Here is a 26,228-nt window from a genome sequence, read left to right as displayed (position 1 = left end):
CTCTTTTTTTCGTAACGGACCTGCTGTCGGCATGCGGACGACGAACGCGACAGCGGCAGTCGAAGCTTATTCGAAGAACAGGAAGTTGGTCGGAACGGGACGCAGATTGCCGTCCGAAGGATGATTGACGACCCGTCCGTTCATGACGAGCGAAGAGGAGCCTCCGCCGTCGAGATTGTACGCGTTGACGACGCCGATCTTGTACAGCTGGCCTTGAACTTCTTCCAGCGTGGCGCCGGAGCCTCCGCCCTCGTTGTAACCGTCGATGACGAAGATAATCAGCTGGTCGTCCTTATAGCTTCCGATAATCGTGCGCGGGGCACGCTTGGGAGAGGCTTTCCACTTGGTCGGAATAGGCGTTTTCTGTCCGTCCTTGAGAAGGATCGGTACGAAGGAAGCCCCGAACTGCGGTTGAAGCCTGTCCAGTTCGTCCTGCCTGTTGAACTTGCCGCCAATCAGCTTGCCGGAGCCGTTCAGGCCGACGAAGTACAGGTCTTTGAAGCTGGACTGGAATCCGGTCAGGTACTTGCCGTTCATGACGGTCGTGCTGAGCGGATAGCGCTTGCCGTCCTGGTCGGCGAACCCTCCGGCGTTGATGCCGGCGACCGCGCCGTGGCGCTGTACGGCTTTGAGCGTCGTCTCGGAGCTGCCGAGCGCTTCGCCCGCCAGGCTCATTCGCATGGCCGACGGGTCCTTCAGCTTGACCTTCATGGCGTAACCTTTATAAGTAATGGCGTTGACGCGGAACAGCTCGATCCGGATTTTTTCGCTGTCCAGGGTTTCCACCGGGCGTCCCAGCTTGGAACGGATGCGTTTATCGTAAATGCCTTCGGGCCGCTGGGCTTGAATGGACGCCCTTTGAACGATGGAAGACATCGTCTGCGTCGTTTGATTGTACAAGTTCAGCGTTTTTTGCAGCGAAGCGGAGGTCGCCTTGGCACTTGTTTCGGCCGTCTCCAAATCTTTTAAAAGCTGGGCGGAGGAGGCGTTCAAGCTTTTCTCCGTCTTGTAAGCGTCGGTGTTCAGCAGCAGCTCGGGTTTGGGCGGAAACAGCAGCAGACAAAACAGAAGGCCGATGACCGGGGCGGCCAGCATCAGGAAGAAGCGGTTAACCCGCTGGACTCTCGTCATTTCAGGAGGTCCATTTTCTTCTGAAGCTGGCTGAGCTGGGTCTTGACCTCGTTCAGCTGCGTATAAAGCTTGTTGCTGTTGTCCGTTTTGCTGTTCGCATTGTCCTTGGTGAACGTAAGCAGTTCGTTGAACGAATCGACTTTGCCCTGCAGAGCGGCTACCTGACCGTTCAGCTCGGCGAACTGTTTCTCGTAATCGGCGCGCAGGCCGGCCATCTGCGCTTCCGTCTGGGACTGCAGAGCCGTCAGCGTTTGTTCCTGAAGTCTCTGGCTGTATTCGTAAGCGGCGTAGACAAATAGGGCGATGAGCACAACCCAAACCAGCAGAAACCATCTGACGGGAAGCCTGTCCTTTTTCGTGCTGCGGGACGGGGGAGAGGTAGGTCCCGTTGAAGCTTTCATTCCATCACCTCATTAAAAAAGTAAGAAGGGCGCCGAGCCCGAAATTCAGTTTTCATTCTATCACGCAGGTTTTTTTTTCGCAAAAGGAGAAACGTATCCTTTTGCAGAAAAGATTTCATTTTCGGCAAGCAATTCGTCAACCTCTTCATCCTATTTTTCCTGCCAGGCGGACAGGACGGAGGCGTATTCCTCGAGAGCGGAGATGCCCTGCGGGGTCAGTTTATAACGGCCGCGCGATACCCGTTCGAACCATCCGTAGTGGTTGTCCCGCAAAAGGGCCGCGGCTTTGCCTACACCGCTGGCTTCCTTCAGCATAAGCGGAGACGCTTCGCCGAACATCCATAAGTGACGCGCGACTTTCAAGGCGTTCTCCCGGTAAGCGGTCACGATTTTGCGTTTGCTCGAACCGCCGATATTGTGGTCGCCGCTTCGCGCATCGAATTCCGTTCGGAGGCGCTTGGCCCGTTTGCCGCTCGCGCGGCCTGCGGGAGTTCCGGCTTCGCAGAGCACCTCGACGAACGGGGATTTCGTTTTGTAAAAAGTGACGGTGATCAGTCCCAGTCCCAACCTTCCGCACAACAGCGCGATTTCGCCGAACCGCTGGTTGTGCGCGCCGCGCTTGGCCCGGTTGCGTTCGACAGCGAGATAGACCAGCCCGCCCGTACGCTGACGGTCGGCGCCTTGCAGCAGAAGCTCGAGCGTGAACGTCTTTTTCATCTCGACGATCAGCGGTCTTTCCTCCCCTTCGCGGTAGCCGAGCAGATCGCAGTGCCTCACCTCGCTTTTGACCGAATAGCCCTGCTGTTCAAAAAATGCCTTGATCGGCGGATAGAGTTCCGTTTCGTATTTTACGGCCATCATTCAGACTCCTTTAAAGCGCAAGCTGCATAAATTCGATATCTTATCATACCCTTTAGAGGAGCCGTTGGCAAAAAAGCTTGTGGCGCAAACGACACCTATATATAATAGTAGAAAAAAACATGGGTTTCCGGGCGGATCATCGCAAAAAACAGATTTCGTCCGTGAAGGAGGTAAAACGATGGCTTCGATTCACGACGTGGCCAAAGAAGCGGGAGTCTCGGTCGCGACCGTTTCTAAGGTAATCAATAACTATCCGGATGTAAGCGATAAAACGCGCAAAAAAGTAAGCCAAACGATCAAGCGTCTCAAATACCATCCGAATGTCGCCGCACGGGGTCTCGTAAAGGGACGTTCTTGGACGGTCGGCGTTTTCGTGACGACATCGTTCACGAACCCGTTCGTGACGGAGCTGCTCGAAGGGATCAAGACCGCGCTTCAAAACAGCGGCTACGATCTGCTGCACTTGTCGACCCGGTTCGACGATCCCAATTACTCGTTTGTCGAACACTGTCTCAGCCGCAATGTGGACGGAGTCGTCGGGTTCGGGGTGGATCGCGACGATCCGCATCTTGAAGAACTGCTCGATTCCGATATTCCGACGATGTTCGTCGACGCGGATATCCAGGGCCGCCGCGCCGGTTATATCACGACCGAAAACAAAGCCGGCATCATGCAGGCCGTAAGCCACCTGGCGGAGCTGGGCCATTCCCGGGTCGCGTTCGTTTCGGGCGAACTGGATAACGCGGTCGGCGCCCTTCGTCATGAAGGATACGTCGAAGGCATGAAAAACCACAAGCTGGCGGTACGCGAATCTTACGTCAAGGTCAGCGATTATTCGATGGAGGGCGGAGCCCGCGCAATGGCCGAACTGCTGGAGCTGAAGGAACGCCCGACAGCCGTTGTCTGCACGTCGGACATGATGGCGATCGGCGCCATCAACGTCATCCATCGCAGCGGACTTTCGGTTCCGGAAGACATTTCGGTCATCGGCTTCGATAATACGTATTATTCGGAAATCTTCAGTCCCGCGCTGACGACGGTCAATCAAAACATCCGTTCCATCGGCTCGCATGCGATCGAGACGCTCATTATGATGATCGAAAACAGCGACTTTACGCCTTCGGTCGTGACGGAACCGTCGAATCTTGTCATTCGCAGCACGACGACCAAGCCGCGCGGAAGTGCCGCGCGGTAGCCGAGCCGCCGCTCGCGGAAGCCCCATAATCTGTCCGCTGTTCGGCGACGAACAAGCAGCAACCCTGACCGCTTTGGGCGGCAGGGTTTTTTGTTTTTCGGAAACCTAACAAAATCCGAATATCGAATTTTGTTTTCCTAAAAAAATAAAATACAGATAAAAAAATGGGGATGATATTGAAATTCGGCGTGCATGATGATAGGGTGTGAGTAGGTTAAAAGCGGTTACATTCATTGCATGGGAGGAAGGCGCCTTGAGCGAGATCAAATGGGAACTGAATGAGTGGACTTTTAAAGCTGCCGGAGAAAAGGAATGGCTGCCTGCGATTGTACCGGGCTGCGTGCACAGCGATTTGTACCGGAACGGGAAGATTCCCGATCCCTATTACGGCACGAACGAGCATCAGCTTCAATGGATCGACAAGCGGGACTGGGAGTACGAGAGCGTCTTTGCCGTTCCGGCCGAACTCCTTCGTCACGACAACGTTAGCCTCGTGTTCGACGGGCTGGACACCTATGCGGACGTCGAGTTGAACGGAGAGCGCATCCTGTCGGCCGACAATATGTTTCGGACGTGGAGCATGCCGGTCAAGACGCGGTTGAAGGAAGGCGAGAATCGTCTGCGCATTCTTTTCCGTTCCCCGATCAACGAAGATCTGCCGAAGCTCGAAAAGCTCGGGTACGGGCTGCCGGCGGCCAATGACCAATCGGAGCTGGGCGGTCTCGGCGACAAGAGGGTCAGTGTATTCGCGCGCAAGGCGCCTTACCATTACGGCTGGGACTGGGGGCCGCGTTTTGTCACGAGCGGCATCTGGAGGGCGGTGCGTCTGGAAGGTTGGAGCGGCCTGCGCATAACGGACCTGTTTATTCGGCAGAGCGAAGTCACGGCCTCCAAAGCGAAGCTGAGCGCGCAGGTAACGATCGAATCGGACCGCGACTTCGAAGGCCGGCTGCGGATCTCCGCGGAAGGAATGGCGTTCGAGCGTACGGAAGAGATCCGGCTCGGCGACAATACGCTGCGGTTCGAATTCGAAGTCGAGAATCCCCGGCTCTGGTGGTCGAGGGGGCTGGGCGAAGCGCATTTGTACACGTTCAGGGCCGAGATTCTCGAAGGAGAGTCGGTCAGCGCGGAAAAAAGCGTACGGACGGGACTGCGCAGCGTCAAATTGAAGCGCGAGAAAGACGGCGCGGGCGCTTCGTTCTATATCGAGCTGAACGGCGTGCCGGTCTTCGCGAAGGGGGCCAACCATATTCCGAACGACAACTTCGAGACGGACGTGACGCGCGAGCGGTACCGCTACGAGATCGTATCGGCGGCCGAAGCGAACATGAACATGCTGCGCGTCTGGGGCGGCGGCATCTACGAGGAGGACGCCTTCTACGAGCTGTGCGACGAATACGGCATCATGGTCTGGCAGGACTTCATGTTCGCGTGCAGCATGTATCCGGGCGACGAAGATTTCCTCGAGAGCGTGCGCCACGAAGCGGAAGACAATCTCCGCCGGCTGCGCAGCCATCCGAGCATCGTGCTCTGGTGCGGCAACAACGAGATCGACTCGGCATGGGCGCACTATATTCCGGACGGCGGCTGGGGCTGGAAAAAAGACTACACGCCGGAGCAGCAAAACAAGATCTGGGCCGATTACGAAGCGATCTTCCACCGTCTGCTGCCGACCGCGATCTCGAAGTTTGCGCCGGGGGCGGAATATTGGCCTTCTTCGCCGCTCGTATCGCTGACGGGCGACGAAAATCAGCATGCCAATCCGGGCACGTCCGAAGGCGATATTCATTACTGGGGCGTATGGCACAACTCGGAGCCGTTCGAGAACTATAACAAGTATATCGGCCGCTTCATGAGCGAATACGGGTTCCAATCGTTCCCCGAACATAAGTCGGTGCTGCAATATGCGCCGGAAGATTCGCTGACGCTCGATTCCGAGATTATGCTGGCGCATCAAAAGAACGGCCGCGGCAACTTCCTGATCAAGGAATACATGGACAAGTATCTGCCGGAGCCGAAAGATTTCGTTTCTTTCCTGTATATGAGTCAGGTGCTTCAAGCAGAGGCGATGAAGTCGGCGATCGAAGCGCACCGCCGCAGCAAGCCGTACTGCATGGGGACATTATACTGGCAGATGAACGACAGTTGGCCGGTCGCTTCCTGGTCGGGCATCGATTACTACGGAAGATGGAAGGCGCTGCATTATTACGCCCGCCGCAGTTTCCGCGACCTGTCCGTGTCCATCGACGCGACAAACGGCGAGGATCTGAATTTCCATGTCCTGAACGACCGGCTGCGGCCGGAATCGGCTTCGCTGAGCCTGCAGCTGCTGAACTTCGACGGTACCGTGCTGCATGAGATGATGCTGCCGGTGGAAGTGGAAGCCAATACCGCCGTGCAGGTTCATTCGGTCAAAGCCGCGGAACTGCTGGGTCGCGAAATTCCGGAGCGCACGGTGCTGCTGGCGGAATTGGAGCAGGGAGGACGCGTGCTTGATCAACGGACGCATTACTTCGTGTCTGCGCGCGAGATCGAACTGACCGTGCCTTCCATTCGCGCGACCCGCGCGGACGACGAAGAAGGCCGGACGACCATCGCGCTCGAGACGGATGTGTTGGCCAAGCAGGTGCGCCTGACGGCCGAAGAAGAAGGCGTATTTACCGACAACTACTTCGATCTTGTGCCGGGCGAAAAAGTGTATGTCGAGTTCTGGGCCCGCGGCGAAGACGGCACGCTGGCTCACGGTCCTGCCGGTGCCGTGGCCGTCCAATCGATGGCCGACTTCATCAAGTTTTAACCCGAACGTTTTTTCGTCCTCCAATCTTTTTTGCTTCTCTGCTTCTCCTTTGAAACCGCCGTCTCTGCGAGAGACGGCGGTTTTTTATCGTCGGTCCCGAACCGCTTCCCTTGTCCCGCCTGTCTGCGCGGGCGTATAATGAACGAACGAGATCCGAAGACGATCATCGAATCCGACAAAGGAAGTGCAGCGCCACATGCAACCGATCCCGATCCGTACCACGCGCAGCTACAAAATGGCGCGCGTCTTTCCTACCGACGTCAACAGCTATCAGACGCTGTTCGGCGGCAAACTGATGGCTTATATCGACGATATCGCCTCGATCGCGGCAGCCAAGCTTTCGCGCGCGAATACGATCACCGCGTCGACGGATTCCGTCGATTTTCTCTATCCGATCTACATGACCGACTCGGTCACGCTGGAATCGTTCGTAACCTGGACGGGTCGCAGCTCCATGGAAACTTTCGTAAAGGTTATCCGCGAAGATCTGAAAAGCGGAGAGCGTCAGATCGCGGCGACCGCGTTCCTGACTTTTGTGGCGCTGGACGACCTTGGACGGAAAATCGAAGTGCCGGCGGTGTATCCGGAAACGGAAGAGGAACACAAACTGCACGACAGCGCGCCGACGCGGGCACAGATGCGCAAACAGCGCCGGGAAGCGAGCCGAACGCTGGCCGAGTTCCTGACATCGCGCTATCCGTGGGAGCCGGAAATCGAATAAAATAAATATCAGCTTTATTTTATTTAGTAGGTTGTAAAAAGAGTTGACTTCGTTTATGATAAAACCAGAGACGAAAATCTGTAGACGAATGAAATTTTGCGTAACGTCCTGTTTTTTTCTTTGTTTTTGCAGAAAAACGGAGACTGTACGAATATCGTGACATTTTTCACGTGCAGGGAAAGAAAATTGGTTTAAAATAAAACTATCAAAACTAAATGAATAAAGGATCTTCGGGGTAGGGTGAAATTCCCGACCGGCGGTGATGGCTCGATGTTTTTGAGCCCAGCCCGCGACTCCGACGGCGTTGCGAACAAGACGCTTTCGGACTGATCTGGTGAAAATCCAGAGCCGACGGTACAGTCCGGATGGGAGAAGATCAAGCGCAGACATGCCGGTACGATACCGACTGCAGGTTTTTTTACCGAACCTGCCGAGGGGTATTCGCCGTGCCTGTTCAAAGCGCTCGAACCTTCGATTGACGCGAAAAGCAGCCCCGAACTGCCGGATCATCCGGCTTCGGGGCTTTTTTTGCGCACGGGATCCCCCTTATTCGAATAAGGAGACTAGGGACATGAAAACCGCCAATCGCAACGACTTTACTCAAGCAAACCCGGGAGGAACGAGCCGCTCGTTCTTCTCCAAATCCGGAAGCGGCTTCTGGTTGATCGTACTCGGAGCGGCGCTGTGGGGCGTCGATCCGCTGTTCCGCATTCTGCTGCTCGAATCGATGACTTCGTCGCAAATCGTGCTGCTGGAGCATGTGGTCATCGCCTTGTTCGTCGCTCCGATCCTGTGGAAAAACCGGGCGGAACTGAAAGGGCTCGGTCTTCGCCACGTCGGCGCGCTGTTGTTTATTTCCTGGGGCGGTTCCGCCCTGGCGACGCTGATGTTCACGCTGGCGCTGCAGTATGCGGGCGGAGCGTTCAATACGGTGCTGCTGCTGCAGAAGCTGCAGCCGCTGTTCGCCATTATCCTGGCGCACTTCATGCTGAAGGAATCGCTGCCCCGCCGCTTCGGCCCGCTCTTCCTGGTGGCTCTTGCCGGCACGTATCTCCTTACGTTCGGCTTTACGATTCCGGTCGGACATGCCGGCGAATTCATGCAGTTGGGCAGCCTGCTCGCGCTCGGCGCTGCCGCGCTGTGGGGCGGTTCGACCGTCATGGGCCGCTACATGGTCGGCAAGCTGAAGTACGAGACGGTCACTTCGCTGCGCTTCATTCTGGCGCTGCCGCTGCTGCTGGCGATCACCGCCGGCGAAGGCGGCGCCTGGGCACTGCCCGCCGGAGGCATCGCGCTGACGCTCATCGGGATCAACCTGCTGGCTCAAGCGCTGCTGCCGGGACTTCTCAGTCTGCTGGCCTATTACAAAGGCTTGAAAACGACCAAAGCTTCCGTCGCGACGCTGGCCGAATTGAGCTTCCCGATGGTCGGGGTGCTGGTGAACTGGCTGTATGGCGGCGAAGTCATAACGCCGGCGCAAATGATCGGCTTCCTGTTGATCTGGTCGGTCCTGTTTATCTTCTCCCGCCAGCAAACGCAGGAAATCGGGCCGGAGCATGCGGCAAAGCAGCAGGCCGCTTAAGCAAGCGCGTTCCGCCGGAGGCGATCGGCTGCACCGCTCGGGGCGCTCCTTTTTTGCTCCTTTCACGCGCCGTTCGCTTCCCGGCCGCAAGCCGCCTTTCCGAATTTGTTCGGAAGGGCGTTTTTTTTGCTTTCCAAGCTATGTTATCCTAAACATAAGCGTGTTTGTCCGGAGGACAGACACCGTTCCGCGAAAAGTTCGTTCGGCAACAGACGGAGCGTTACCCCATTTTACATACGGAAACGGAGAGACTTCCCATGAATAAAAAAGAAACCTGGCCGGCGCGCAAGGCGGACCGGCCGTTCGTCCGGCTCGTTCCCGATGTGCAGTTCGCCCGGTTCGCCGGCGGCAAAACGCTGAGCCTGAATCTGCTGCTGCCGGAATCCGATCGTCCCGCGCCTTTGATCCTGTGGATCGTCGGCGGAGCTTGGGTCAGCTGCAATTCGGCCCGGAATCTGCCGCAGCTGATCCGCTTTGCGGAGCGCGGATACGCGGTCGCCGCGATCGAATACCGTCTGGCTCACGAAGCGCGCTTTCCGGCGCAGATCGAAGATGCCAAGAGCGCCCTTCGCTTCCTGCGCGCCAACGCGGACAAATACGGCATCGACGCCGATCGGGTCGGCGTATGGGGCCATTCCGCCGGCGGCCAACTGGCCGCGCTGCTGGGGGCGACCGGAGGTTCGCCGGAATTCGAGACAGCCGATCATGCGGAACAATCGACCCGCGTGCGCGCGGTCGTCGATTTCAGCGGCCCGACCGATATCGAATTGGATTTTCAGAGCGAGTACCATATGCCGGTCATGGCGCTGATGCTGGGAGGAACGATCCGGATGAAGCCCGATCTTGCGCGCAGCACGAATCCCGCGCATTACCTGGACGGCCGCGAAGTTCCGCCGTTCCTGATTGTGCACGGCGACGCCGATACGACGGTTCCGCTGCGCCAGAGCGCGCTGCTGCACGATGCTCTGACCGAGGCCGGAGTCCGTTCGGAATTTTACGTTCTTGAGGGCGCGGGGCATTCCACTTCGGAGCTGCTGACCCGCGACGACGTGCTCGGCAGAGTCGGCGAATTTTTTGACGAGCATTTGAAAGTTTGAGCTTTCCCGGCTTCCCGACGATGCCGAAAAGGCGCGGCGATTTTTCGCCGCGCCTTTTTTAAAACGTCGTAAATCCGAGTCTCATCTGAATCCGGTACACCAGGTCTTTGATCCATGTCGTTTTCTCCAGGTGCTGGTCGAGGTCGGCCGTGTATTCCGCCTCTTCGTTGTTCCAGATCCGCTCGAAATACTGCCGGACGTCGCCGATCAGTTCGCTGTCCCCCGATCCTCGCACGAACAAATCGTTTTCCAGATTGTAGTCTTTGAGATTGCGGGGCGTGAAATTGGTGGAGCCGGCCAAGACGCTGCTCATGCCGCCTTGACGGTCGACGAACATCATTTTGACATGATACTGCTCCTTGACCGTATTGTACCAACGAATCTGGATTTGGCCCGGCGCTTTGTCGTTCAATTCGGCGGCGACGGGACGATTCGGGATGCCGATCTTCTCCCGGCCGAACGCATTCTCGTTGGGGTCGAGCACCAGACGCACGTTGACTCCGCGATCGGCAGCCGCCGTGAGTTCCGACAGAATCTGCTTGTCCGCCAGGTAAAACATGCCCATCCAGATCGTGTCTCCCGCAGCCGCCGCTCCGATCTCTTTTAGCGCCTGGTCGTATACTTTGCCTTCCGTCAGATACTGTACCGAATAATTCCCTTCTTCTCCGTTTTCCGCCCGAGGCGAATAGGAGGGAAGGGAGCCGCCGCCCGAAAAGTTCAGCACGGCCTGTTCGGCTTTCAGGATGTCGCCGACGATCGGGCCTTCGACTTCCAACGCGACGTTGGAATGATAAGCGCTGGCGTCGTGCACATTGCCGCTGGAGACGATCGCTCCTTTTTCCGTGATGAACGCTTTGCGGTGATTGGCCTTCACGTTCAGGAGCTTCAAGTACGAACGAAGCGTGATGTCCGGCCCATCGCTGGCCATCAGGTTCGGAACCCATCCTCTGCCCGATTGGCCGAACCATCGGATAAACGTGCGCCACACCGCCGAGTAGGCGGGAGTCGAATCGCGCAGCGGATCGGTGTCGGTGATCACCACGCGGATGCCGGCTTTTTTCATCTCCTGCAGCAGGGCGTTGGGGGCCGAACCGTAATTGGTATTCACCTCGTCCGTAATAAATACGATGTCGAGTTCCGGCACCGCCTGTTTGCGTTCGATAAGCGTTTTGGCTAACTTGGCGCTGACCTTCGGATACTGCTGACCTTCGTGCACATAATCGTTGAACAGGAACACGTCGATCACGATGAATTGTTCCGCCTCGCCGATCATTTCGATCGTCCGGTCGAAAATTTGCCTCTCCTGCGTAAAATTGCGGCTTTTCGCGGGATAGGTCAAGTCGTACAAGAAGTCGACCCGGTCCGTGCGGTAAACGGGACTCTCGTACGAAATCCCTTCGGGCAGCGGTTTGTTCATCTGATAGATCATGACTCCAAGCAGCCACAGCAGGAGAAGCAGCAGCGCGATCCGCGCCTTTGCGCCGCGGGAAGACAAGGGGCCCGGTGCGGCGCCGCGCCTGCGGCGTTCGCTGTTGGGGCTGCTTTTTCCCGACGCGCGCATGACCATGCCGCTGCGATGCGTCGTCCATAATTCGTCGTCCCTCATTGCCGTTCATCCTTCCCGATATGGTATGCGGGCTTGCCCGCCGTCTATCTCTATATAACAACAAGCAAGCGAAAATGACGCAGTAAGCCGCTTTTCGGCGGGCAAAACCGGGATCGTCCGGAATAAAGCGGAGAAACCGTTCAATACGCCCTGTCATTTCATAAAAACTTAAGATAAAATACGCTGTATGAAGATAAGGGAGATCATGAGAGAAACGAAAGGGAGTCCGCCTTGAAAAATTCATTCGGTTTGTTAGGAGAGATGTTTGCGGAGAGCGAAGTGTATCGTCCGCTGTTTGTGTATCATCCCGACGCCATCTATGTATTGAACACGGCGGGGAAACTGATTTATGCGAATCCCGCGACCGAACGCATGACCGGATATACGTTGGAAGAACTGCAGTCGATGAACCTGGACAAACTGTACGCCGAAGGGGAGCGCCGACAAAGCCTGCTTCGCCGAAATGCCATGGAGTCGGAAAAAAGGCAGGAGTTCACTTTACGGTTGATTCGCAAAGACGGAAGTCCGCTGATCGTGTCCGTGACGTACGTGGCAATCGAGCAGGACGGACGTACGGTGGGCATTTACGGCATTGCCAAAGACATTACCGAAGAAGAAGTCAAAAATCGCAGGATGCGGGAGCAGGAAAGGCTGTACCGGTCGCTGTTCGATTATAATCCGGCAGGAATTCTTTCGTTCGACCCCCGGGGCCGATGCTTGTCGGTCAATCCGCATTTGGAGGCGATGACGGGATTCGTAAACGATAAACTGGCCGGATTGAGTTACGGTTTGTTTTTCGCGCCCGAGTCGGTCGAAGAGGTGGAGCGGCGCTTCGAACACGCGCTGCGCGGCGTTTCGGGCAACTTCGAAGCGCAGCTGCTGGCTCTCGACGATCAGCGCATCGACGTGAACATGACCAGCCTGCCGATCGTCGTTGACGGGGAAACGATCGGAGTCTATATGATTGCGCTCGACATCACCGAGTGGAAGCGTCAAATGCAGCGCAGCCGCGAGCTGGCCGATCAGTACACGTCGATCCTCAATGCCGTATCGGAAGGCATTTACGAGATCAACGGCGAAGGCCGTTCGGTATTTATCAATCGGGCGGGAGCCGATATGCTGGGGTATGAAGTCGAAGAATTTCAAAATGTCTACAATCACGATCTGATCCATCACAGCCGTTCGGACGGCAGTCCGTATCCGGTCGAAAAATGTCCGATTTTCCGTTCGATGCGGGAAGGCGTCTATCGCGAAGTGGAAGGCGAAGTGTTCTGGCGCAAAGACGGCACGAGCTTCCTGGTCGAATACCGGGTCAATCCCTTGTTCGAGAACGGGAAGCCGTCCGGCGCCGTCGTGGTGTTCAAGGACGTGACGAGCCGGGACGAAATTGTCAGGCAGAAGAACGAAGCGCAGCGCGGATTGGCCGCGAAAACGGACTTTCTGAGCCTGATGAGCCATGAAATCCGGACGCCGCTGAACGGAGTGCTGGGCATGGCCGAACTGATGCAGACTACCGATTTGAGCGAAGAACAGCAGGATTACATGGAAGTGCTGTCGCTTAGCGGCCGGGGACTGCAGACGATCGTCGATCGCATTCTCGATTTCAACGCGGCAGAGAGCGGAACGCTGAAGTTCGAGAGCGAGCCTTTCGACGCGAAGGATCTGCTGGAAGAAATCGTCGGGGCTTTTTCCGTTCAAACGGAGGCGTCGGGCGTGGAGCTGCGGCTTCGGCTCGGGGAAGGATTCCCGCACGAATTGATCGGAGACAGCGGCAAGCTTCGCGGCATCCTCATCGGTTTGATCGGCAATGCGGTCAAGTTCACGCCGAAAGGAAGGATCGAAGTCGCCGCGGATTGTCTCGTTCGGCCGAGGACCGGTATTGGAGAAAAAGCGCGCTGCGTGCTGAGAGTCGAAGTGAGCGACAGCGGAATCGGCATTCCGGCGGATAAAATGGAGCTGCTGTTCCAGCCGTTCTCCCAGATCCACTCGGAACTGGATCGAAGATATGAAGGAACGGGACTCGGGCTGGCGATCTGCAAGCGCTGGATCGACCGGATGGGCGGAGCGATCTGGGCCGAGAGCCTGGAAGGACAGGGATCGGTCTTCTCGTTTACGCTGCCGATGCTATGCGACGAATGAAAGCGCGGAGCCGGAACGCTCCGTTTCCGGTCGAATCGTCTTCCATGGCCCGGATACCCCAAAAAGACCGCCGCTCGGCATCCTATCGAGGATGGAGCGGCGGTCTTTGCGTGTTTGCGGCAAGAGCCGGAGGGGCGGAGCGCCGAGGCAGCGTGCGCTTGAGCGAAGCCGTGATCGGCAGAGGCCGGACGGCTGCTAGGCTTTGGCGTACATGAGACCGATCGTTCCCGGTCCGCAGTGGGTCGAAATGACGCACCCGGCCGTGGACAACAGCACTTCTTCGGCGCCCGTTTCCCGAATAATCGTTTCCCGCAGGGAAACCGCGTCTTCTTCCGCCGCCGAGTGCACGACCACGATGGGACCGTCCAGGCGATCTCGGTTGGCCAGCAGATTCTGGAGCATTTTATCGATCGCTTTTTCGCGTTTACCCCGAACTTTGTAGGCGGGCGACATTTTGCCGTCCATTACCTTGATGATCGGCCGAATGCTCAGCAAGCTGCCGATCAAGTTCTGCATGCCCGAACAGCGGCCGCCTTTATGCAAATACTCCAGCGTATCGATGGCAAATTCGGTTTCGACCAAAGGACGGAGGCGTTCCAGCTTCTGTACGATCTCTCCCGTATCCAGTCCTTCTTCGGCCCAGCGCGCGGCACGAAGCACCTGGATGCCGATCGCCGTCGAGAGATTGAGCGAGTCGAATACGGTCACGCTTCCCGGCTCGAAATCGTCGGCCGCGATCCGGGCGTTTTGATACGTGGACGATAGGTCGGAGGACAGGCTGATATACAGAATGCGTTCCCCTTGCTCGATGTGCGGCGCGAAAGCGCGGCTGAAGTCCGCCGGAGACGGCGCGGCCGATTTCGGCAGCTTGCCCTGGCGGGCCACTTTATCGAACAGCTGGGTCGGCGTCAAATCGACGCCGTCGCGGAACGTTTCGTCTTCGAATACAACATAAAGCGGTACGATTCCGATGCCGTATCGCTCCAGCAGTTCTGCGGGCAGGTCGCTTGTGCTATCGGAAAAAATTCGGATGTTTGACATGTTCATCTCCTCGTAAATGCTCCCGTTCTCCGGCTGGCGGACGAACGGGCGAAATAAGCGAAGCTTGGACACCTTTTTCGGGTGCCGAGGACCGCGAACGACGCTGTCGATTCGTCGGCGCCGTCCACCACATTTAACAGTATATCACGATCCGAAGCAAACCGGCAGACGAAGGGCCGGCGCTGTACAGCGCCGGCCCTTTGCCTGCCGAGCATGGGCGCCTGCCCTGAACGGCGGGAATGCGGCATTTACAAGCCGCTTGCGCCCATAATGGTACTGAAGAGGATGAAACCGCCCCCGCCCAACAGGCAAAGGCCGTTCAAAACGGTGCCGATCACGGCAAAAACTTTTTTCCGTGCTTTGGACACGAGTCCGACGATTCCGAGGATGACGCCGACCAGATTCAGCAGCGCCGCCCCGAGAATGCTGACGATAAGAATAAGCGCGCCTATGCCGACGCTCATCATCTGTTCTTCGGATATGGCGGCGGAATCCAGGATCGCCCCCGATTCGCTGATCGAATAAACGACGCCGACGGCCGATACGAAAAAGACGACGTACAGCGCGATGCTGAGCAGCGACAGCACGAACGAAGCGATGCCGAGTCCGGAATGCTTCAATCGGCCCTGCGGCTGATCATGGCGCGGATATTCATCGTACGGGCTGAATGGCGGATTGACGCGCTCTTCATAGCCGCGCCCGTCCGGTTCGCTGCGGTAAGGATCTCCGAAGTTGTTGAGTTCTGTGTCGCTGCGGTCGGAATCTTTGCGAAGATCCGGTCCGCTTGGGCGGCCGTTCGGTCCGTCCCCGGGTGGAAAACGATTGTCCATGCTTCAACTCTCCTTTATTATGGAAGCTTTACGAAATAACTCTTTCATATTCGGCCTTAAAAAGCAACCCTCAATTGCCGTCTTTTCCCTAATACGGGGGCGGCGGCTTGAAGTTTCGCCGAAGCGGCGGCTGCGCAAAAACGGAACGGCATCCGATAACGACCATTACCCGTCGGCAGGGAGGGATAAGAAGAAAAAGTGAAGTTTCCGGCTTTTTTGTGGCGTTTCCTTCAGGAACCCCATATAATGAAGTTCGATTCGCCGGAACGGCTGCGCAGTTCGTCCGGCAGAGCTAATATGCTGGGGAAAGAGGGATGTCATGCAAAGGAAAATCGCGGTCGTCGCCTGTGTGACGGCGATGGTCGGTGTCGGTCTGGGCGCGTTCGGCAGCCATATTCTCGAAGCGAAAATCGGCGAGGATTCGCTGCAGACGTTTCAAACCGGCATCCAGTATCATTTTATCCATGCGCTTGCGATGCTGATCGCCGCGGTCGCGATGGGCGTATGGGGAGAGTCGCGCAGGCTTGTTTGGGCCGCCTGGCTGTTCTTTGCCGGTATCGTTATGTTCTCCGGCAGTTTGTACCTGCTGAGCACGACCGGCATGCGGATTTTCGGACCCGTCACGCCGCTGGGCGGCGCTGCTTTTATCGCGGGCTGGATCGTGCTTGCAACGGCCGTCGGCCGGCGCGCGGGGGAACGCTGACCCGAGCCGACCGAAACGCAAAAAAACCGCCGGAACGTATCGGCGGTTTTTTTGGCATGGAGGCGGCCCGGCGTTTGTATGGGGGCGGCGGCCGTGCTCCGGTTCCGGGCGGCTCTTATTGACCGCTCAATTCGTCGATCTCGTTGAGCGAAAAGCTGTAGACCTGTTTTTCGTCGACGTGATATACGCTGAGAATTTGGGCGGCTTCGTCGAAGTTGATAATCCGGCACGGGATGCTGAGGCGAGTGCCGCCCGGCTTGTTGACGGTCAAGCGGACCAGCCGGTTCTTGCTGATGGAATCCCGGATGTCTTCCGGCGTCAAATAGGAATTCGGCTTCGGGGCGGCTTGAGGAGCCTTCTTTGCGGCGGCGGCTTTGGCCTGGAAGCTGTGTCCCGAAGAGAGGCCGGCTTTGGATTTTTCGACGTAATTCGTCTTCAGGTTGACGAGCGCGGCTTCGATGACCTTGCCGAGTTCGATCCCCGAGTTGATGCGTTGGTCGACGACTTTATCCGAATTATTCAGCAGTTCCAGAAGAGACTGCAGGGCTTGTGCGTTGGTCGAGCCTTCAATCAGAATGTCCACATTGAATAAAAACCCGGAACGTTCTTGCGATGTCTTATTGTTCATAATTCCCCCGGTCTGAACCAGTTCAAATTAGGATCCGTTCGGCTTGAAAATCGGAATCCTGCGTCTTTCCATCATAGCATGACTTTTGGCATAATCCTAGTCCCGGAGCCTTGTCCGCGTCGGGATTATCCACATTTTTGAAACGGGCGCGAGCGGGGGGTTGTTCCCGTCCCGCCGATGTCCGTAAGCGCGCGCCCGCAGAGGGCGTTTCGTTCGGCGCGTTTGTTTCGGCACATTTTCGAACGGGTAAAAGGGTACTAGAAACGGCGAAAAGCGGTCTTGCGCCGTGCCCGGTCGTCGGGCAAATCGCCGCTCCGGAAATCCGGAAGCCGCGTTTCAAATACGAGGAAAGAGGGATAAACCATGACGAACACGAAAAGCGAAGCTCAAACGAAGAATATCACGGAGATTTTGAACCGCCAGGTGGCGAACCTGAACGTTCTTTACGTTAAAATCCACAATTTCCACTGGTACGTGAAAGGCGAGAACTTCTATACGCTGCACATCAAGTTCGAAGAGCTGTATAACGAAGTCACGTTGAAAATGGACGAAATCGCAGAGCGCATGCTGACGATCAAGGCCAGCCCCGCCGCGACGATGAAAGAATACCTCGAACTGTCCAGCATCCAGGAAGCGGCCGGTACCGAAGATGCGCGCACGATGGTTCAGACCATCATCGAAGACTTCGCGACGGTAGCGGAAGAAATGCAGGAAGGTCTGGAGATGGCGGAAGAAGCCCACGACCAGGCGACAAGCGATATGCTGATCTCCATGAAGCAGGATCTCGAGAAGCATATGTGGATGCTGCGTTCGTTCCTCGGACACTAAGAACCGTATCAACAAGATTCCGATCTCCGGCGCTGCCGGATTCATACAGCAAGCCCGGTCTGATTCAGACCGGGCTTTTGCTTTTGAAAGAGAAATTTCGTCATACAAATGGTTGCACAAAATTCATTAGTTACACGTTTAAATTTTTAAATATATGTCGATTCGTTGAACTGAAAAATAAATTCGGGTAAAATGGATTGAGAATCAGCGATAATCAGTTTATAATCATTATAAGATTATAATTATTTTTGATTAGAGTTTTGATTAGAGGACATCACGGATTCACTATTATATTTCTGGAGGGACGCTGAATATGGCAACTAAATTCGTCATCGAAGGACTCAAAGCGGAGATCGAAGGCAAAGAAATCTTGAAAGGCATCAATCTGGAGATGAACGGCGGGGAAATCCATGCGATCATGGGACCGAACGGTACCGGCAAAAGTACGCTGGCTTCCGCGCTGATGGGACATCCGAAGTATGAAGTAACCGAAGGAACGGCGACGCTGAACGGCGAAGACCTGCTGGAGATGGGAGTCGACGAGCGCGCGCTGGCGGGACTCTTCCTCGCGATGCAGTATCCGAGCGAAATCGCGGGCGTCACGAATTCCGACTTCCTGCGCAGCGCCATCAATGCCCGCCGCGGCGAAGGCAACGAAATCTCGCTGATCAAATTCATCCGTCAAATGGAAGGCAGCATGAAAGGACTCGAAATGAATCCGGAATTCATGCACCGCTACCTGAACGAAGGGTTCTCCGGCGGCGAGAAAAAACGGAACGAAATTCTGCAAATGATGATGCTCGATCCGAAAGTCGTCATTCTCGACGAAATCGACTCCGGTCTGGACATCGACGCCCTGCGCATCGTTGCGGCGGGCGTGAACCAGATGAGATCCGAAGATCGCGGTTTCCTGATCATTACCCACTATCAGCGTCTGCTGAACTATATCACGCCGGACTTCGTGCACGTCATGATGCAGGGACGGATCGTCAAGTCGGGCGGACCGGAACTGGCGGCGCGTCTGGAGCAGGACGGCTACGATTGGATCAAGGAAGAACTGGGCATTACCGACGAGACGGTCGGCCAAGAGCAGGAAGCTTAATAAAATCGAGGAACGGAAGGAGGAACACCGATTATGACCTTACAAACCATTCTTCCGGTACAAGCCGCGCAGATCAAGGAATGGGCGCAGACGCGCGGCGAAGCCGCGTGGCTGACCGAGCGCCGCTTGCAGGCGCTGGAACTGGCGTCTTCGCTGGAACTGCCGAAGCCGGAAAAAACGAAGCTTGACCGTTGGGACTTAAGCGGATACGGTACGTTCAAGGCGTCCGAAACGGTATCTTCGACCGACAGCCTGCCGGCTGCGGCGAAAGACCTGATCGAGGAAGGTACGCCGAACCTGATCGTGCAGCGCAACTCCGGCGTCGTGTATACGAAGCTTTCGGAAGAGCTGAGCGCCAAAGGCGTGATCTTCACCGATCTGGAGACCGCGGCACGCGAGCATGAAGTGCTGGTCAAGAAGCACCTCGGTACGGCCGTGAAAACGAGCGAGCATCAAGTGTCCGCGCTGCACTACGCGGCATGGACGGGCGGCGTTTTCCTGTATGTGCCGAAAGACGTCGAGATCGAAGTGCCGGTGCAGGCCGTATTCCTGAGCGACGACGTTTCGGCGACGTTCGCGCCGCACATCCTCGTCGTGGCCGATGCCAACAGCCGCGTGACTTACGTCGACAACTATGTGTCCGCCGGCTTGAACGGCAGCGTGCTGCATAACGGCGTCGTGGAAGTGATCGCGCTGGACGGAGCGAAAGTTCAATACGCGACCGTGCACCAATTCGGCAAGGAAGTGACCGACCTGTCCTACCGCCGCGCGCTTCTGTCGAACGATTCGGATATCGAATGGATCGTCGGCGAAATGAACGAAGGCGACACGATCGCCGATACGGCAACGACTCTGCAGGGCAGCGGCACTCATTCCGACGCCAAAGTCATCGCGATCGGTTCCGGTTCGCAGAAGATCAACTATACGACCCGCGCCGTCCACTTCGGCAAGTCGTCGGAGAGCGACATGTTCACCCGCGCGGTTATGCGCGAGGAAGCGCAGGCGATCATCAACGGCATCACGAAGATCGAACACGGCGCGACCAAAGCGAACGGCCAGCAGACGGAGAAAGTGCTGATGCTGAGTCCGAAAGCCCGCGGCGACGCCAACCCGATCCTGCTGATCGACGAAGACGACGTTATGGCCGGACACGCGGCTTCCGTCGGCAAAGTCAACCCTGAACAAATCTATTACCTGATGTCGCGCGGCATTTCCAAGACGGAAGCCGAACGCCTCATCATTTACGGCTTCCTGGCGCCGATCATCGCGGAAATCCCGCTTGAGCTGCTGCGTACCCGTCTGCAGCGCATCGTCGAAAGAAAGCTGGGGCAGTAATGAACGCCTCGGTAAGGGAGCAGTTCCCGATTCTGGACCAGGAAGTGAACGGGCACCCGCTGGTGTACCTGGACAGCGCGGCGACTTCGCAGAAGCCGCGCGCCGTTCTGGACGCGGTCCGTCGCTACTATGAATGGGACAATTCCAACGTGCACCGCGGCGTGCATACCCTCGGCAGCCGAGCGACCGACGCTTACGAAGGCGCGCGCGAAAAAGTCGCGAAGTTTATCGGAGCGAAGCATTCGGAAGAAATTATTTTCACCCGGGGCACGACGACGGCGCTGAACCTGGTTGCGGATTCTTACGGGAATGCCAACCTCAAAGAAGGCGACGAGATCGTCATTACGCCGATCGAGCATCACAGCAACCTGATTCCCTGGCAGCAGCTCGCCAAACGGACGGGCGCTGCTTTGAAATATATCGAGCCCAACCCGGACGGCACGATCGACGTCGAAGCGGCGGGCAAAGCCATCACCGACAGCACGAAGATCGTCGCCATCGCGTACGTGTCGAACGTCATGGGCGTGATTCATCCGGTTAAGGAAATCGCGGCCCTGGCGCACAAACACGGCGCGATCATCGTGGTGGACGGCGCGCAGAGCACCCCGCATATGAAGGTCGACGTGCAGGATCTCGACTGCGATTTCTACGCGCTGTCGGGGCACAAAATGTGCGGGCCGACCGGCGTCGGCGCGCTTTACGGCAAAAAGGCGCTGCTGGAGAAGATGGAGCCGACCGAATTCGGCGGCGAGATGATCGACGAAGTGGGTCTCTACGAATCGACGTGGAAAGACCTGCCTTACCGCTTCGAAGGCGGCACGCCGATTATTGCCGGCGCGGTGGGTCTCGGCGCGGCGATCGACTTTCTGAGCGAACTCGGAATGGACAATATCGCCGAGCACGAACACCGGCTGGCCATGTACGCCATGCGCCGGATCAACGAGATCGACGGGCTGAAAGTTTTCGGTCCCCAAGAACGGAAGGTCGGTATCGTCACCTTCAACCTGGACGACGTGCATCCGCACGACGTCGCGACCGTGCTCGACTCGTACGGCGTCGCCATCCGCGCGGGCCATCATTGCTGTCAGCCGCTCATGCGGTGGCTGAACGTAAGTTCGACGGCACGCGCAAGCTTTTACCTGTATAATAACGAACAAGACATCGACCGCCTGATCGACGCCTTAATCCAGACAAAGGAGTATTTTGGAGATGCAACTTGACGATTTGTACCGACGCGTCATTATGGATCATTACAAAAACCCTCGGAACAGAGGCAAGTTCGAAGAAGAAGGTGTCACGATCGACCTCAATAATCCGACCTGCGGCGACAAGATTTCGCTCCAGCTTCAGTTGGAAGACGGAATCGTCAAAAACGCCCGCTATACCGGCGACGGCTGCTCCATCAGCATGTCTTCCGCATCGATGATGACGGAAGCGGTGAAGGGCAAGACGCTGCCGCAGGCGCTCGAACTGGCCGAGCGTTTCTCTTCCCTCATGAAGGGGGAGGACGTGGAGTTCGACGAATACGAAGACATCGAAGCCTTATCCGGCGTCAATAAATTCCCGGCGCGCATCAAATGCGCGACCCTTGCCTGGAATGCCCTGCGCAAAGGAATCGAACGGGAATCCCACTAACGAAAGGGAGGAATCAACATGGCTAAACAAGCACCGATCAGCGACGAGTACCAGTACGGCTTCCGCGACGAGCACAAGTCCATTTACCAGAGCGGCAAAGGCTTGACTAAGGAAATCGTCACTTCCATTTCGAAAATGAAAAACGAGCCGGAATGGATGCTGGAGTTCCGTTTGAAAGCTTTCGAACAGTTCGAAAAGATGCCGATGCCGACTTGGGGCGGCGATCTGAGCGAACTCGACTTTAACGATATTCAATACTACGTCAAGCCGTCCGAAGGACAGAGCAAAACGTGGGAGGAAGTTCCGAGCGAAATCAAGGAAACGTTCAACAAACTGGGCATTCCGGAAGCGGAACAGAAGTTCCTCGCCGGCGTCTCGGCGCAGTACGAATCCGAAGTCGTCTACCACAATATGCAGAAGGAACTGGAAGACCAGGGCGTCATCTTCATGGATACCGACACGGCGCTGAGAGAGCACCCGGAAATTCTGAGAGAGCATTTCGCCAAAGTCATTCCGCCTTCCGACAATAAGTTCGCGGCACTGAACAGCGCCGTATGGTCCGGCGGCAGCTTCATCTACGTGCCGAAAGGCGTGAAGTGCGAAGTGCCTCTGCAGGCTTACTTCCGCATCAACTCGGAGAACATGGGCCAGTTCGAACGCACGCTGATCATCGCCGACGAAGGCAGCTTCGTGCACTACGTCGAAGGCTGCACGGCACCGGTCTACGGCACGAACTCGCTGCACAGCGCGGTCGTCGAAATCATCGTGAAGAAGGACGCGCGCGTCCGCTACACGACGATCCAAAACTGGTCGTCCAACATCTACAACCTCGTGACGAAGCGCGCGGTTGCGGAAGAGAACGCCAATATGGAATGGGTCGACGGCAACATCGGCTCCAAGCTCACCATGAAATATCCGGCCGTTGTTCTCAAAGGACGCGGCGCGAAAGGCTCCGTCCTGTCGATCGCGGTAGCCGGCAAAGACCAGCACCAGCACGCTGGCGCGAAAATGATCCACCTGGCTCCGGACACGACGTCGACGATCATCTCCAAGTCGATCAGCAAACACGGCGGCAAGGTGACGTATCAAGGCCTCGCCTCGTTCGGCCGCAAGGCGACGGGCGCCAAGTCGAACATCAAGTGCGACACGCTCATTCTCGACAACCAGTCCACGTCCGATACGATCCCGTACAACGAGATTCTGAACGACGACGTGACGCTGGAGCACGAAGCGACGGTATCGAAGGTATCCGAAGACCAGCTCTTCTACCTGATGAGCCGCGGCCTCAGCGAGAACGAAGCGACGCAGATGATCGTTATGGGCTTCATCGAGCCGTTCACGAAGGAACTGCCGATGGAATACGCGGTCGAAATGAACCGTTTGATCAAATTCGAGATGGAAGGCTCGATCGGTTAAGCCGTCGGCTTCCGGACGAACCGCTTACGGCAAAGAGGCGAACCCCAGGGTTCGCCTCTTTTTTGCGCGGTCTTTATCGGATTTCGCCTTTGGTCGCTTCGCCGAGGGCGGAGCCGCGCAAGTTTTCCATATAACTTTCGACCATTCTGCGCGCTCTTCCGGCCCCTGGGGTAGGGACGAGACCGAGAACAGCCGCCGCGGCTTCGAGTAGGCCGTACAGCTGCACGGACGAATATGTAGAGAATGCCGATGGTTCAAATACGCCGCCTGCCTGCCGAAGGACGCCGAAATGATCGATTCCGGCGGGTTCGCTTCCCTGCACATACCGGCCGCCAGGCGCTTTGGCTTCTTCGAGCGCAGGGCTTTCCGCTTCTGAGGCTTCGAGCCCCGCTTCGGCTGCAGGATAAGCTTGAACGGCAGGAGACGGGTTACGATCGAGCAAGGTTTTGAAAAAAGAACCCATAGTGATACTCCCCTCTGTTTTTAAGGTTGTATACGCGTTCAAAATCGCCGACAGGCATTGGGCATTCAAGCGGTCAGCTCCATATTAGCTCATGTTTGCGGAAGAGCACGAAGAAAAAGATAGCGATCGCCCTAATATCTTCTTGTTTCCCCAGTTCGGTCTCTTTTTTGACTCGCCCGAGTCCGGTTCCGTCTGGTATACTGGAACAGCTGACGTTTTCTTTTAATTCTGAGAAGCAGGCAGGAAAAAAGACCGCAGTCCGCGAATTAATTGGCTTACGACGCGTACGCGAATCGCGCGGCGGGCTCTCCGTGCCGGGCACGGAATAGAGTTCGCAGAGCGCATGCGGCATCGGGCGGCCGACTGAGCTTCGATCCGCTGCTGCCGCAATGAATTCGCGTACGCGCATAGAGAAGGAGGAGTATAGAAAATGAGCTTCGTTTCCGTAATCGCAAAAGAGAACTTTATAACCGTGATGAGCGATAGCAGCGCCGCCGGTTCGGAAAATACGCCGCAGCCGGAAGAGCATGTGGTGAGAGTCGGAGAACAAGAATTCGTGGCGACGGCCGGCGGAGACCGCGAAGCGCGCGAGGTCATCGCAAAGCATATATCCGGTCTGCTGGAGGAAGGCACGCCGTACGACCGGATTTTGGTCATTTTGCAAATGACGCTTTCCGCCTTCTCGGAGCAGGGGAAATCCGTCATGACCGCATTCGGCGGGGTGAATCGCGGCGGAGAGATCGAAGTGTGCACGTACGATCCGAACAGCCGGGCGGAACGCCACTTGAAGCCGCGCGGTACCGAAGTCGCTTATTTCTTCCTGGCGGAAGGGGCGGGCAAGTACGGCAATCTGCATGAACTGCTTCAAGGCTACTGGAAAGAAACGGGGACGGAGACGCCGAGCGCGATGATTCAGTCGCAGAAGCTGCTTAACCGTTACGTCGCTTCCAAAGACGACACGGTCAGCAGTTCGACGGTCAAGCTGGTATTGAAAAAATAACAAACTCAAAAACACGTATTCGCTTAAAGCGGATACGTGTTTTTTCTGCTGCGGCGCAGCAAAGGATTCGCCTGCCGGAAGATCAGGTCTCGTTGTCGGAGAACACTTCTTCGATATCGAGGTCATGTTCGAGGGAGAGATCGACGAACCGGTCGCTGACGCGTACGAGCGGACGGAAGAAGTCGGTCGGGTGGTTCATGACGATATAACCGAGTTCGCCGTTCGTAAGGCGTACCTTTTTATTAATGAAGTAAGGAAGCATATTGCGGATGAAAGTATGGGTCGGCTCCGCGGACAGCTGACCGAAGCTCAGCGCGTACAGTTCCTTCAGCACGTTAATCAATTCCTGCTTGTCCTGATAGACGCGGTTGCTGGTCATCGCGCTGTACACATCCGCCACGGCGATGATACGCGACCAGGGATGCATTTCTTCTTCCTTGATTCCGTAAGGGTAGCCGCTTCCGTCGCAGCGCTCGTGATGCTGCAGAGCGGCCGTGGCCGCAATCGTATCGCCGAGCGAATTGCGGATGATTTCGTAACCGTTGACGGTATGCATTTTCACGACTTCGTATTCTTCGCGGGTGAGTTTGCCCGGCTTGTTCAGAATTTCGCCGGGAATGGTCGACTTTCCGATATCGTGCAGGTAGCCGGCCTGACAGATGGCGGAAGCTTCGTCATGCGGGTGGCCGAGCCACAGAGCGAGATAGTAAGACAGCATGCCGACCTGCATGGAATGAACGTAGGTATAGTTGGCATCGCGATTGAGCAGCAGAAGCAGCGCGACGGCATCTTTTTGGGAAGCCAGTACGTTGAACAGGGGCTGCATGATGTCTTCGACGAGCTCGCTGTTGAAGGTGCCCGTCGTCATCGACTCATGGAACAGCGACTCGAACATGACGATGGCGTCGTCGAACGTCGATTTGATTTCCGGGAAGAAGTAAGCTGCGGAGTTGGCGGCGGATGTCTCGTCCTCCGCATTCGGATGAACTTCGACATAGTCGATGCTGTGCTGAACCAGCCGCGCGATTTCCGCATCGTGCAGCGCCGTGCCTTTGGCGAGAATATGCACGCCGTGCCTGTTGAAGGTGTCGGCGATCAAGCGGTCGCCGGGTTTAAGATCGGTAACGTGAACTTTCAAAAGCGATGTCCCCTTTCTATAACGAACGAATGCCGGGGAGAATGAAGGAACGAAGCGATCGAGACCGTTCGTTCCTTCATTCTCCAGATCTCTTGTTGTTTTGCAGATCTATGCGATCTGAACCCTCGACCGCGTTTGCGGGTTACGATCCTTTAGCGAGTCGGGCAGCGACGAACGCCGCGTTCACCGCTGATAAAGTCCTCCATGGGCGAGGATAAAGGATCGAGGTCTACCTACTCAAACGCACAAGGTCCCTCTGATTCGTATATCGGCAGAATCTGTCCGATTTGTTTGCCGTACAGAGCCTTACGTTCGGATGAGGTTGCCCTCTCAATATATCATAATTCATTAGGGTCTTGGCGCAATCTACCAGACAAAATTATCATGCAGGTGCAGATAATCCTTTATTTTCATAACAGCTTATAAGCGAGCTGCCGATAATTTGCGGCATACGAATCGCTTGTTCTTTCGGAGGGGTCGCAAGCATGTTAAAATACTTGCATAGGGCTCGGAAATTCGCTTGTGCGTTTCCGGATATGGCTTTATGATTGGATTTTGAAGCGAAGGCGATTTCGCGGC

Annotated in this window: 23 protein-coding genes and 1 riboswitch; of the genes, 14 read left to right on the top strand and 9 right to left on the bottom strand. The window is 56.4% G+C overall.

Annotated elements, in window-relative coordinates:
- Positions 1-66 precede the first annotated feature (66 nt).
- The 3 genes from GYN08_RS11035 to GYN08_RS11025 form a co-directional block, all read right to left on the bottom strand.
- Positions 67-1,131: a phosphodiester glycosidase family protein gene (locus GYN08_RS11035; RefSeq protein WP_166274255.1), complete on the bottom strand. Its 1,065-nt coding sequence runs from the start codon at positions 1,129-1,131 to the stop codon at positions 67-69.
- On the bottom strand, positions 1,128-1,532 hold the full coding sequence (locus tag GYN08_RS11030; RefSeq protein WP_166274254.1) for a hypothetical protein: 405 nt from the start codon (positions 1,530-1,532) through the stop codon (positions 1,128-1,130). The genes GYN08_RS11035 and GYN08_RS11030 overlap by 4 nt, the downstream gene beginning before the upstream one ends.
- 150 nt (positions 1,533-1,682) lie before the next feature.
- Positions 1,683-2,390 carry a DUF2161 family putative PD-(D/E)XK-type phosphodiesterase gene (locus GYN08_RS11025; RefSeq protein WP_166274460.1) on the bottom strand — a complete coding sequence of 236 codons (708 nt, stop codon included), beginning with the start codon at positions 2,388-2,390 and terminating at the stop codon, positions 1,683-1,685.
- A gap of 181 nt (positions 2,391-2,571) precedes the next feature.
- On the opposite strand from GYN08_RS11025, the gene GYN08_RS11020 reads away from it, so the two are divergent.
- The 5 genes from GYN08_RS11020 to GYN08_RS11000 all read left to right on the top strand — a co-directional run bounded on the left by GYN08_RS11020 (position 2,572) and on the right by GYN08_RS11000 (position 9,785).
- Positions 2,572-3,588 carry a LacI family DNA-binding transcriptional regulator gene (locus GYN08_RS11020; protein WP_166274253.1) on the top strand — a complete coding sequence of 339 codons (1,017 nt, stop codon included), beginning with the start codon at positions 2,572-2,574 and terminating at the stop codon, positions 3,586-3,588.
- Between the two features lie 253 nt (positions 3,589-3,841).
- Positions 3,842-6,385, top strand: a complete 2,544-nt coding sequence (locus GYN08_RS11015; protein WP_166274252.1) for a beta-mannosidase — start codon at positions 3,842-3,844, stop codon at positions 6,383-6,385.
- Between the two features lie 196 nt (positions 6,386-6,581).
- Positions 6,582-7,106 carry an acyl-CoA thioesterase gene (locus GYN08_RS11010; protein WP_166274251.1) on the top strand — a complete coding sequence of 175 codons (525 nt, stop codon included), beginning with the start codon at positions 6,582-6,584 and terminating at the stop codon, positions 7,104-7,106.
- 222 nt (positions 7,107-7,328) lie between these two features.
- A riboswitch (FMN riboswitch) is annotated at positions 7,329-7,487 on the top strand.
- A gap of 190 nt (positions 7,488-7,677) precedes the next feature.
- A complete protein-coding gene (locus GYN08_RS11005) occupies positions 7,678-8,688 on the top strand; it encodes a DMT family transporter (RefSeq protein ID WP_166274250.1) in 1,011 nt (336 codons plus the stop codon).
- 257 nt (positions 8,689-8,945) lie between these two features.
- Positions 8,946-9,785 carry an alpha/beta hydrolase gene (locus tag GYN08_RS11000; RefSeq protein WP_166274249.1) on the top strand — a complete coding sequence of 280 codons (840 nt, stop codon included), beginning with the start codon at positions 8,946-8,948 and terminating at the stop codon, positions 9,783-9,785.
- A 58-nt stretch (positions 9,786-9,843) separates the two neighbouring features.
- Here the strand turns inward: GYN08_RS11000 and GYN08_RS10995 are convergent, their stop codons facing one another.
- Positions 9,844-11,346, bottom strand: a complete 1,503-nt coding sequence (locus GYN08_RS10995; protein ID WP_408015064.1) for a phospholipase D family protein — start codon at positions 11,344-11,346, stop codon at positions 9,844-9,846.
- A 276-nt stretch (positions 11,347-11,622) separates the two neighbouring features.
- Between GYN08_RS10995 and GYN08_RS10990 the strand changes: the two genes are divergently transcribed.
- On the top strand, positions 11,623-13,530 hold the full coding sequence (locus GYN08_RS10990; RefSeq protein WP_166274247.1) for a PAS domain-containing protein: 1,908 nt from the start codon (positions 11,623-11,625) through the stop codon (positions 13,528-13,530).
- A 195-nt stretch (positions 13,531-13,725) separates the two neighbouring features.
- Here GYN08_RS10990 and GYN08_RS10985 read toward each other — a convergent pair whose 3' ends face one another.
- Both GYN08_RS10985 and GYN08_RS10980 read right to left on the bottom strand, forming a co-directional pair.
- Complete coding sequence (locus tag GYN08_RS10985) at positions 13,726-14,571, bottom strand: DegV family protein (RefSeq protein WP_166274246.1); 846 nt, start codon at positions 14,569-14,571, stop codon at positions 13,726-13,728.
- A 248-nt stretch (positions 14,572-14,819) separates the two neighbouring features.
- Positions 14,820-15,401 (bottom strand): hypothetical protein, encoded by a 582-nt coding sequence (locus GYN08_RS10980; protein ID WP_166274245.1) that lies wholly within the window; start codon positions 15,399-15,401, stop codon positions 14,820-14,822.
- Positions 15,402-15,720: 319 nt separating this feature from the next.
- Between GYN08_RS10980 and GYN08_RS10975 the strand changes: the two genes are divergently transcribed.
- Complete coding sequence (locus GYN08_RS10975) at positions 15,721-16,104, top strand: DUF423 domain-containing protein (protein ID WP_166274244.1); 384 nt, start codon at positions 15,721-15,723, stop codon at positions 16,102-16,104.
- 115 nt (positions 16,105-16,219) lie between these two features.
- Here GYN08_RS10975 and GYN08_RS10970 read toward each other — a convergent pair whose 3' ends face one another.
- The gene (locus tag GYN08_RS10970) at positions 16,220-16,732 is read right to left on the bottom strand and encodes a hypothetical protein (RefSeq protein WP_166274243.1); all 513 of its coding nucleotides are present in this window, start codon (positions 16,730-16,732) and stop codon (positions 16,220-16,222) included.
- A gap of 363 nt (positions 16,733-17,095) precedes the next feature.
- On the opposite strand from GYN08_RS10970, the gene GYN08_RS10965 reads away from it, so the two are divergent.
- The 6 genes from GYN08_RS10965 to sufB all read left to right on the top strand — a co-directional run bounded on the left by GYN08_RS10965 (position 17,096) and on the right by sufB (position 23,048).
- Positions 17,096-17,560, top strand: a complete 465-nt coding sequence (locus GYN08_RS10965; RefSeq protein ID WP_166274242.1) for a Dps family protein — start codon at positions 17,096-17,098, stop codon at positions 17,558-17,560.
- Positions 17,561-17,873: 313 nt separating this feature from the next.
- On the top strand, positions 17,874-18,662 hold the full coding sequence (gene sufC, locus GYN08_RS10960) for a Fe-S cluster assembly ATPase SufC (protein WP_166274241.1): 789 nt from the start codon (positions 17,874-17,876) through the stop codon (positions 18,660-18,662).
- A gap of 33 nt (positions 18,663-18,695) precedes the next feature.
- Positions 18,696-19,997, top strand: coding sequence for a Fe-S cluster assembly protein SufD (gene sufD / locus GYN08_RS10955; protein ID WP_166274240.1), 1,302 nt, complete (start codon positions 18,696-18,698; stop codon positions 19,995-19,997).
- Positions 19,997-21,217, top strand: a complete 1,221-nt coding sequence (locus tag GYN08_RS10950; RefSeq protein ID WP_166274239.1) for a cysteine desulfurase — start codon at positions 19,997-19,999, stop codon at positions 21,215-21,217. Before sufD ends, GYN08_RS10950 begins: the two co-directional genes overlap by 1 nt.
- Positions 21,207-21,632: a Fe-S cluster assembly sulfur transfer protein SufU gene (gene sufU, locus GYN08_RS10945; protein ID WP_166274238.1), complete on the top strand. Its 426-nt coding sequence runs from the start codon at positions 21,207-21,209 to the stop codon at positions 21,630-21,632. Before GYN08_RS10950 ends, sufU begins: the two co-directional genes overlap by 11 nt.
- Positions 21,633-21,650: 18 nt before the next feature.
- Positions 21,651-23,048 carry a Fe-S cluster assembly protein SufB gene (gene sufB / locus GYN08_RS10940; protein WP_166274237.1) on the top strand — a complete coding sequence of 466 codons (1,398 nt, stop codon included), beginning with the start codon at positions 21,651-21,653 and terminating at the stop codon, positions 23,046-23,048.
- Between the two features lie 73 nt (positions 23,049-23,121).
- On the opposite strand, the gene GYN08_RS10935 is transcribed toward sufB, so the two are convergent.
- The gene (locus GYN08_RS10935; protein ID WP_166274236.1) at positions 23,122-23,511 is read right to left on the bottom strand and encodes a hypothetical protein; all 390 of its coding nucleotides are present in this window, start codon (positions 23,509-23,511) and stop codon (positions 23,122-23,124) included.
- Between the two features lie 430 nt (positions 23,512-23,941).
- Here GYN08_RS10935 and GYN08_RS10930 point away from each other — a divergent pair, with 430 nt between their 5' ends.
- On the top strand, positions 23,942-24,511 hold the full coding sequence (locus tag GYN08_RS10930; RefSeq protein WP_166274235.1) for a hypothetical protein: 570 nt from the start codon (positions 23,942-23,944) through the stop codon (positions 24,509-24,511).
- An 82-nt stretch (positions 24,512-24,593) separates the two neighbouring features.
- On the opposite strand, the gene GYN08_RS10925 is transcribed toward GYN08_RS10930, so the two are convergent.
- Positions 24,594-25,649 (bottom strand): HD-GYP domain-containing protein, encoded by a 1,056-nt coding sequence (locus tag GYN08_RS10925; RefSeq protein WP_166274234.1) that lies wholly within the window; start codon positions 25,647-25,649, stop codon positions 24,594-24,596.
- Positions 25,650-26,228 lie beyond the last annotated feature (579 nt).

It is taken from the genome of Saccharibacillus alkalitolerans (assembly GCF_011090185.1).
Taxonomy (GTDB): Bacteria; Bacillota; Bacilli; order Paenibacillales; family Paenibacillaceae; genus Saccharibacillus; species Saccharibacillus alkalitolerans.
The sequence above is the reverse complement of the archived record's forward strand: the minus strand, read 5'-3'. Positions and strand labels throughout refer to the sequence as shown.

What these genes read in the sequence shown, in the direction of transcription:
- GYN08_RS11035 (WP_166274255.1), bottom strand. Translation starts at nt 1,131, where the DNA reads ATGACGAGAGTCCAGCGGGTTAACCGCTTCTTCCTGATGCTGGCCGCC.
- GYN08_RS11030 (WP_166274254.1), bottom strand. Translation starts at nt 1,532, where the DNA reads ATGAAAGCTTCAACGGGACCTACCTCTCCCCCGTCCCGCAGCACGAAA.
- GYN08_RS11025 (WP_166274460.1), bottom strand. Translation starts at nt 2,390, where the DNA reads ATGGCCGTAAAATACGAAACGGAACTCTATCCGCCGATCAAGGCATTT.
- GYN08_RS11020 (WP_166274253.1), top strand. Translation starts at nt 2,572, where the DNA reads ATGGCTTCGATTCACGACGTGGCCAAAGAAGCGGGAGTCTCGGTCGCG.
- GYN08_RS11010 (WP_166274251.1), top strand. Translation starts at nt 6,582, where the DNA reads ATGCAACCGATCCCGATCCGTACCACGCGCAGCTACAAAATGGCGCGC.
- GYN08_RS11005 (WP_166274250.1), top strand. Translation starts at nt 7,678, where the DNA reads ATGAAAACCGCCAATCGCAACGACTTTACTCAAGCAAACCCGGGAGGA.
- GYN08_RS11000 (WP_166274249.1), top strand. Translation starts at nt 8,946, where the DNA reads ATGAATAAAAAAGAAACCTGGCCGGCGCGCAAGGCGGACCGGCCGTTC.
- GYN08_RS10995 (WP_408015064.1), bottom strand. Translation starts at nt 11,346, where the DNA reads ATGCGCGCGTCGGGAAAAAGCAGCCCCAACAGCGAACGCCGCAGGCGC.
- GYN08_RS10985 (WP_166274246.1), bottom strand. Translation starts at nt 14,571, where the DNA reads ATGTCAAACATCCGAATTTTTTCCGATAGCACAAGCGACCTGCCCGCA.
- GYN08_RS10980 (WP_166274245.1), bottom strand. Translation starts at nt 15,401, where the DNA reads ATGGACAATCGTTTTCCACCCGGGGACGGACCGAACGGCCGCCCAAGC.
- GYN08_RS10975 (WP_166274244.1), top strand. Translation starts at nt 15,721, where the DNA reads ATGCAAAGGAAAATCGCGGTCGTCGCCTGTGTGACGGCGATGGTCGGT.
- GYN08_RS10970 (WP_166274243.1), bottom strand. Translation starts at nt 16,732, where the DNA reads ATGAACAATAAGACATCGCAAGAACGTTCCGGGTTTTTATTCAATGTG.
- GYN08_RS10965 (WP_166274242.1), top strand. Translation starts at nt 17,096, where the DNA reads ATGACGAACACGAAAAGCGAAGCTCAAACGAAGAATATCACGGAGATT.
- sufC (WP_166274241.1), top strand. Translation starts at nt 17,874, where the DNA reads ATGGCAACTAAATTCGTCATCGAAGGACTCAAAGCGGAGATCGAAGGC.
- sufD (WP_166274240.1), top strand. Translation starts at nt 18,696, where the DNA reads ATGACCTTACAAACCATTCTTCCGGTACAAGCCGCGCAGATCAAGGAA.
- GYN08_RS10950 (WP_166274239.1), top strand. Translation starts at nt 19,997, where the DNA reads ATGAACGCCTCGGTAAGGGAGCAGTTCCCGATTCTGGACCAGGAAGTG.
- sufU (WP_166274238.1), top strand. Translation starts at nt 21,207, where the DNA reads ATGCAACTTGACGATTTGTACCGACGCGTCATTATGGATCATTACAAA.
- sufB (WP_166274237.1), top strand. Translation starts at nt 21,651, where the DNA reads ATGGCTAAACAAGCACCGATCAGCGACGAGTACCAGTACGGCTTCCGC.
- GYN08_RS10935 (WP_166274236.1), bottom strand. Translation starts at nt 23,511, where the DNA reads ATGGGTTCTTTTTTCAAAACCTTGCTCGATCGTAACCCGTCTCCTGCC.
- GYN08_RS10930 (WP_166274235.1), top strand. Translation starts at nt 23,942, where the DNA reads ATGAGCTTCGTTTCCGTAATCGCAAAAGAGAACTTTATAACCGTGATG.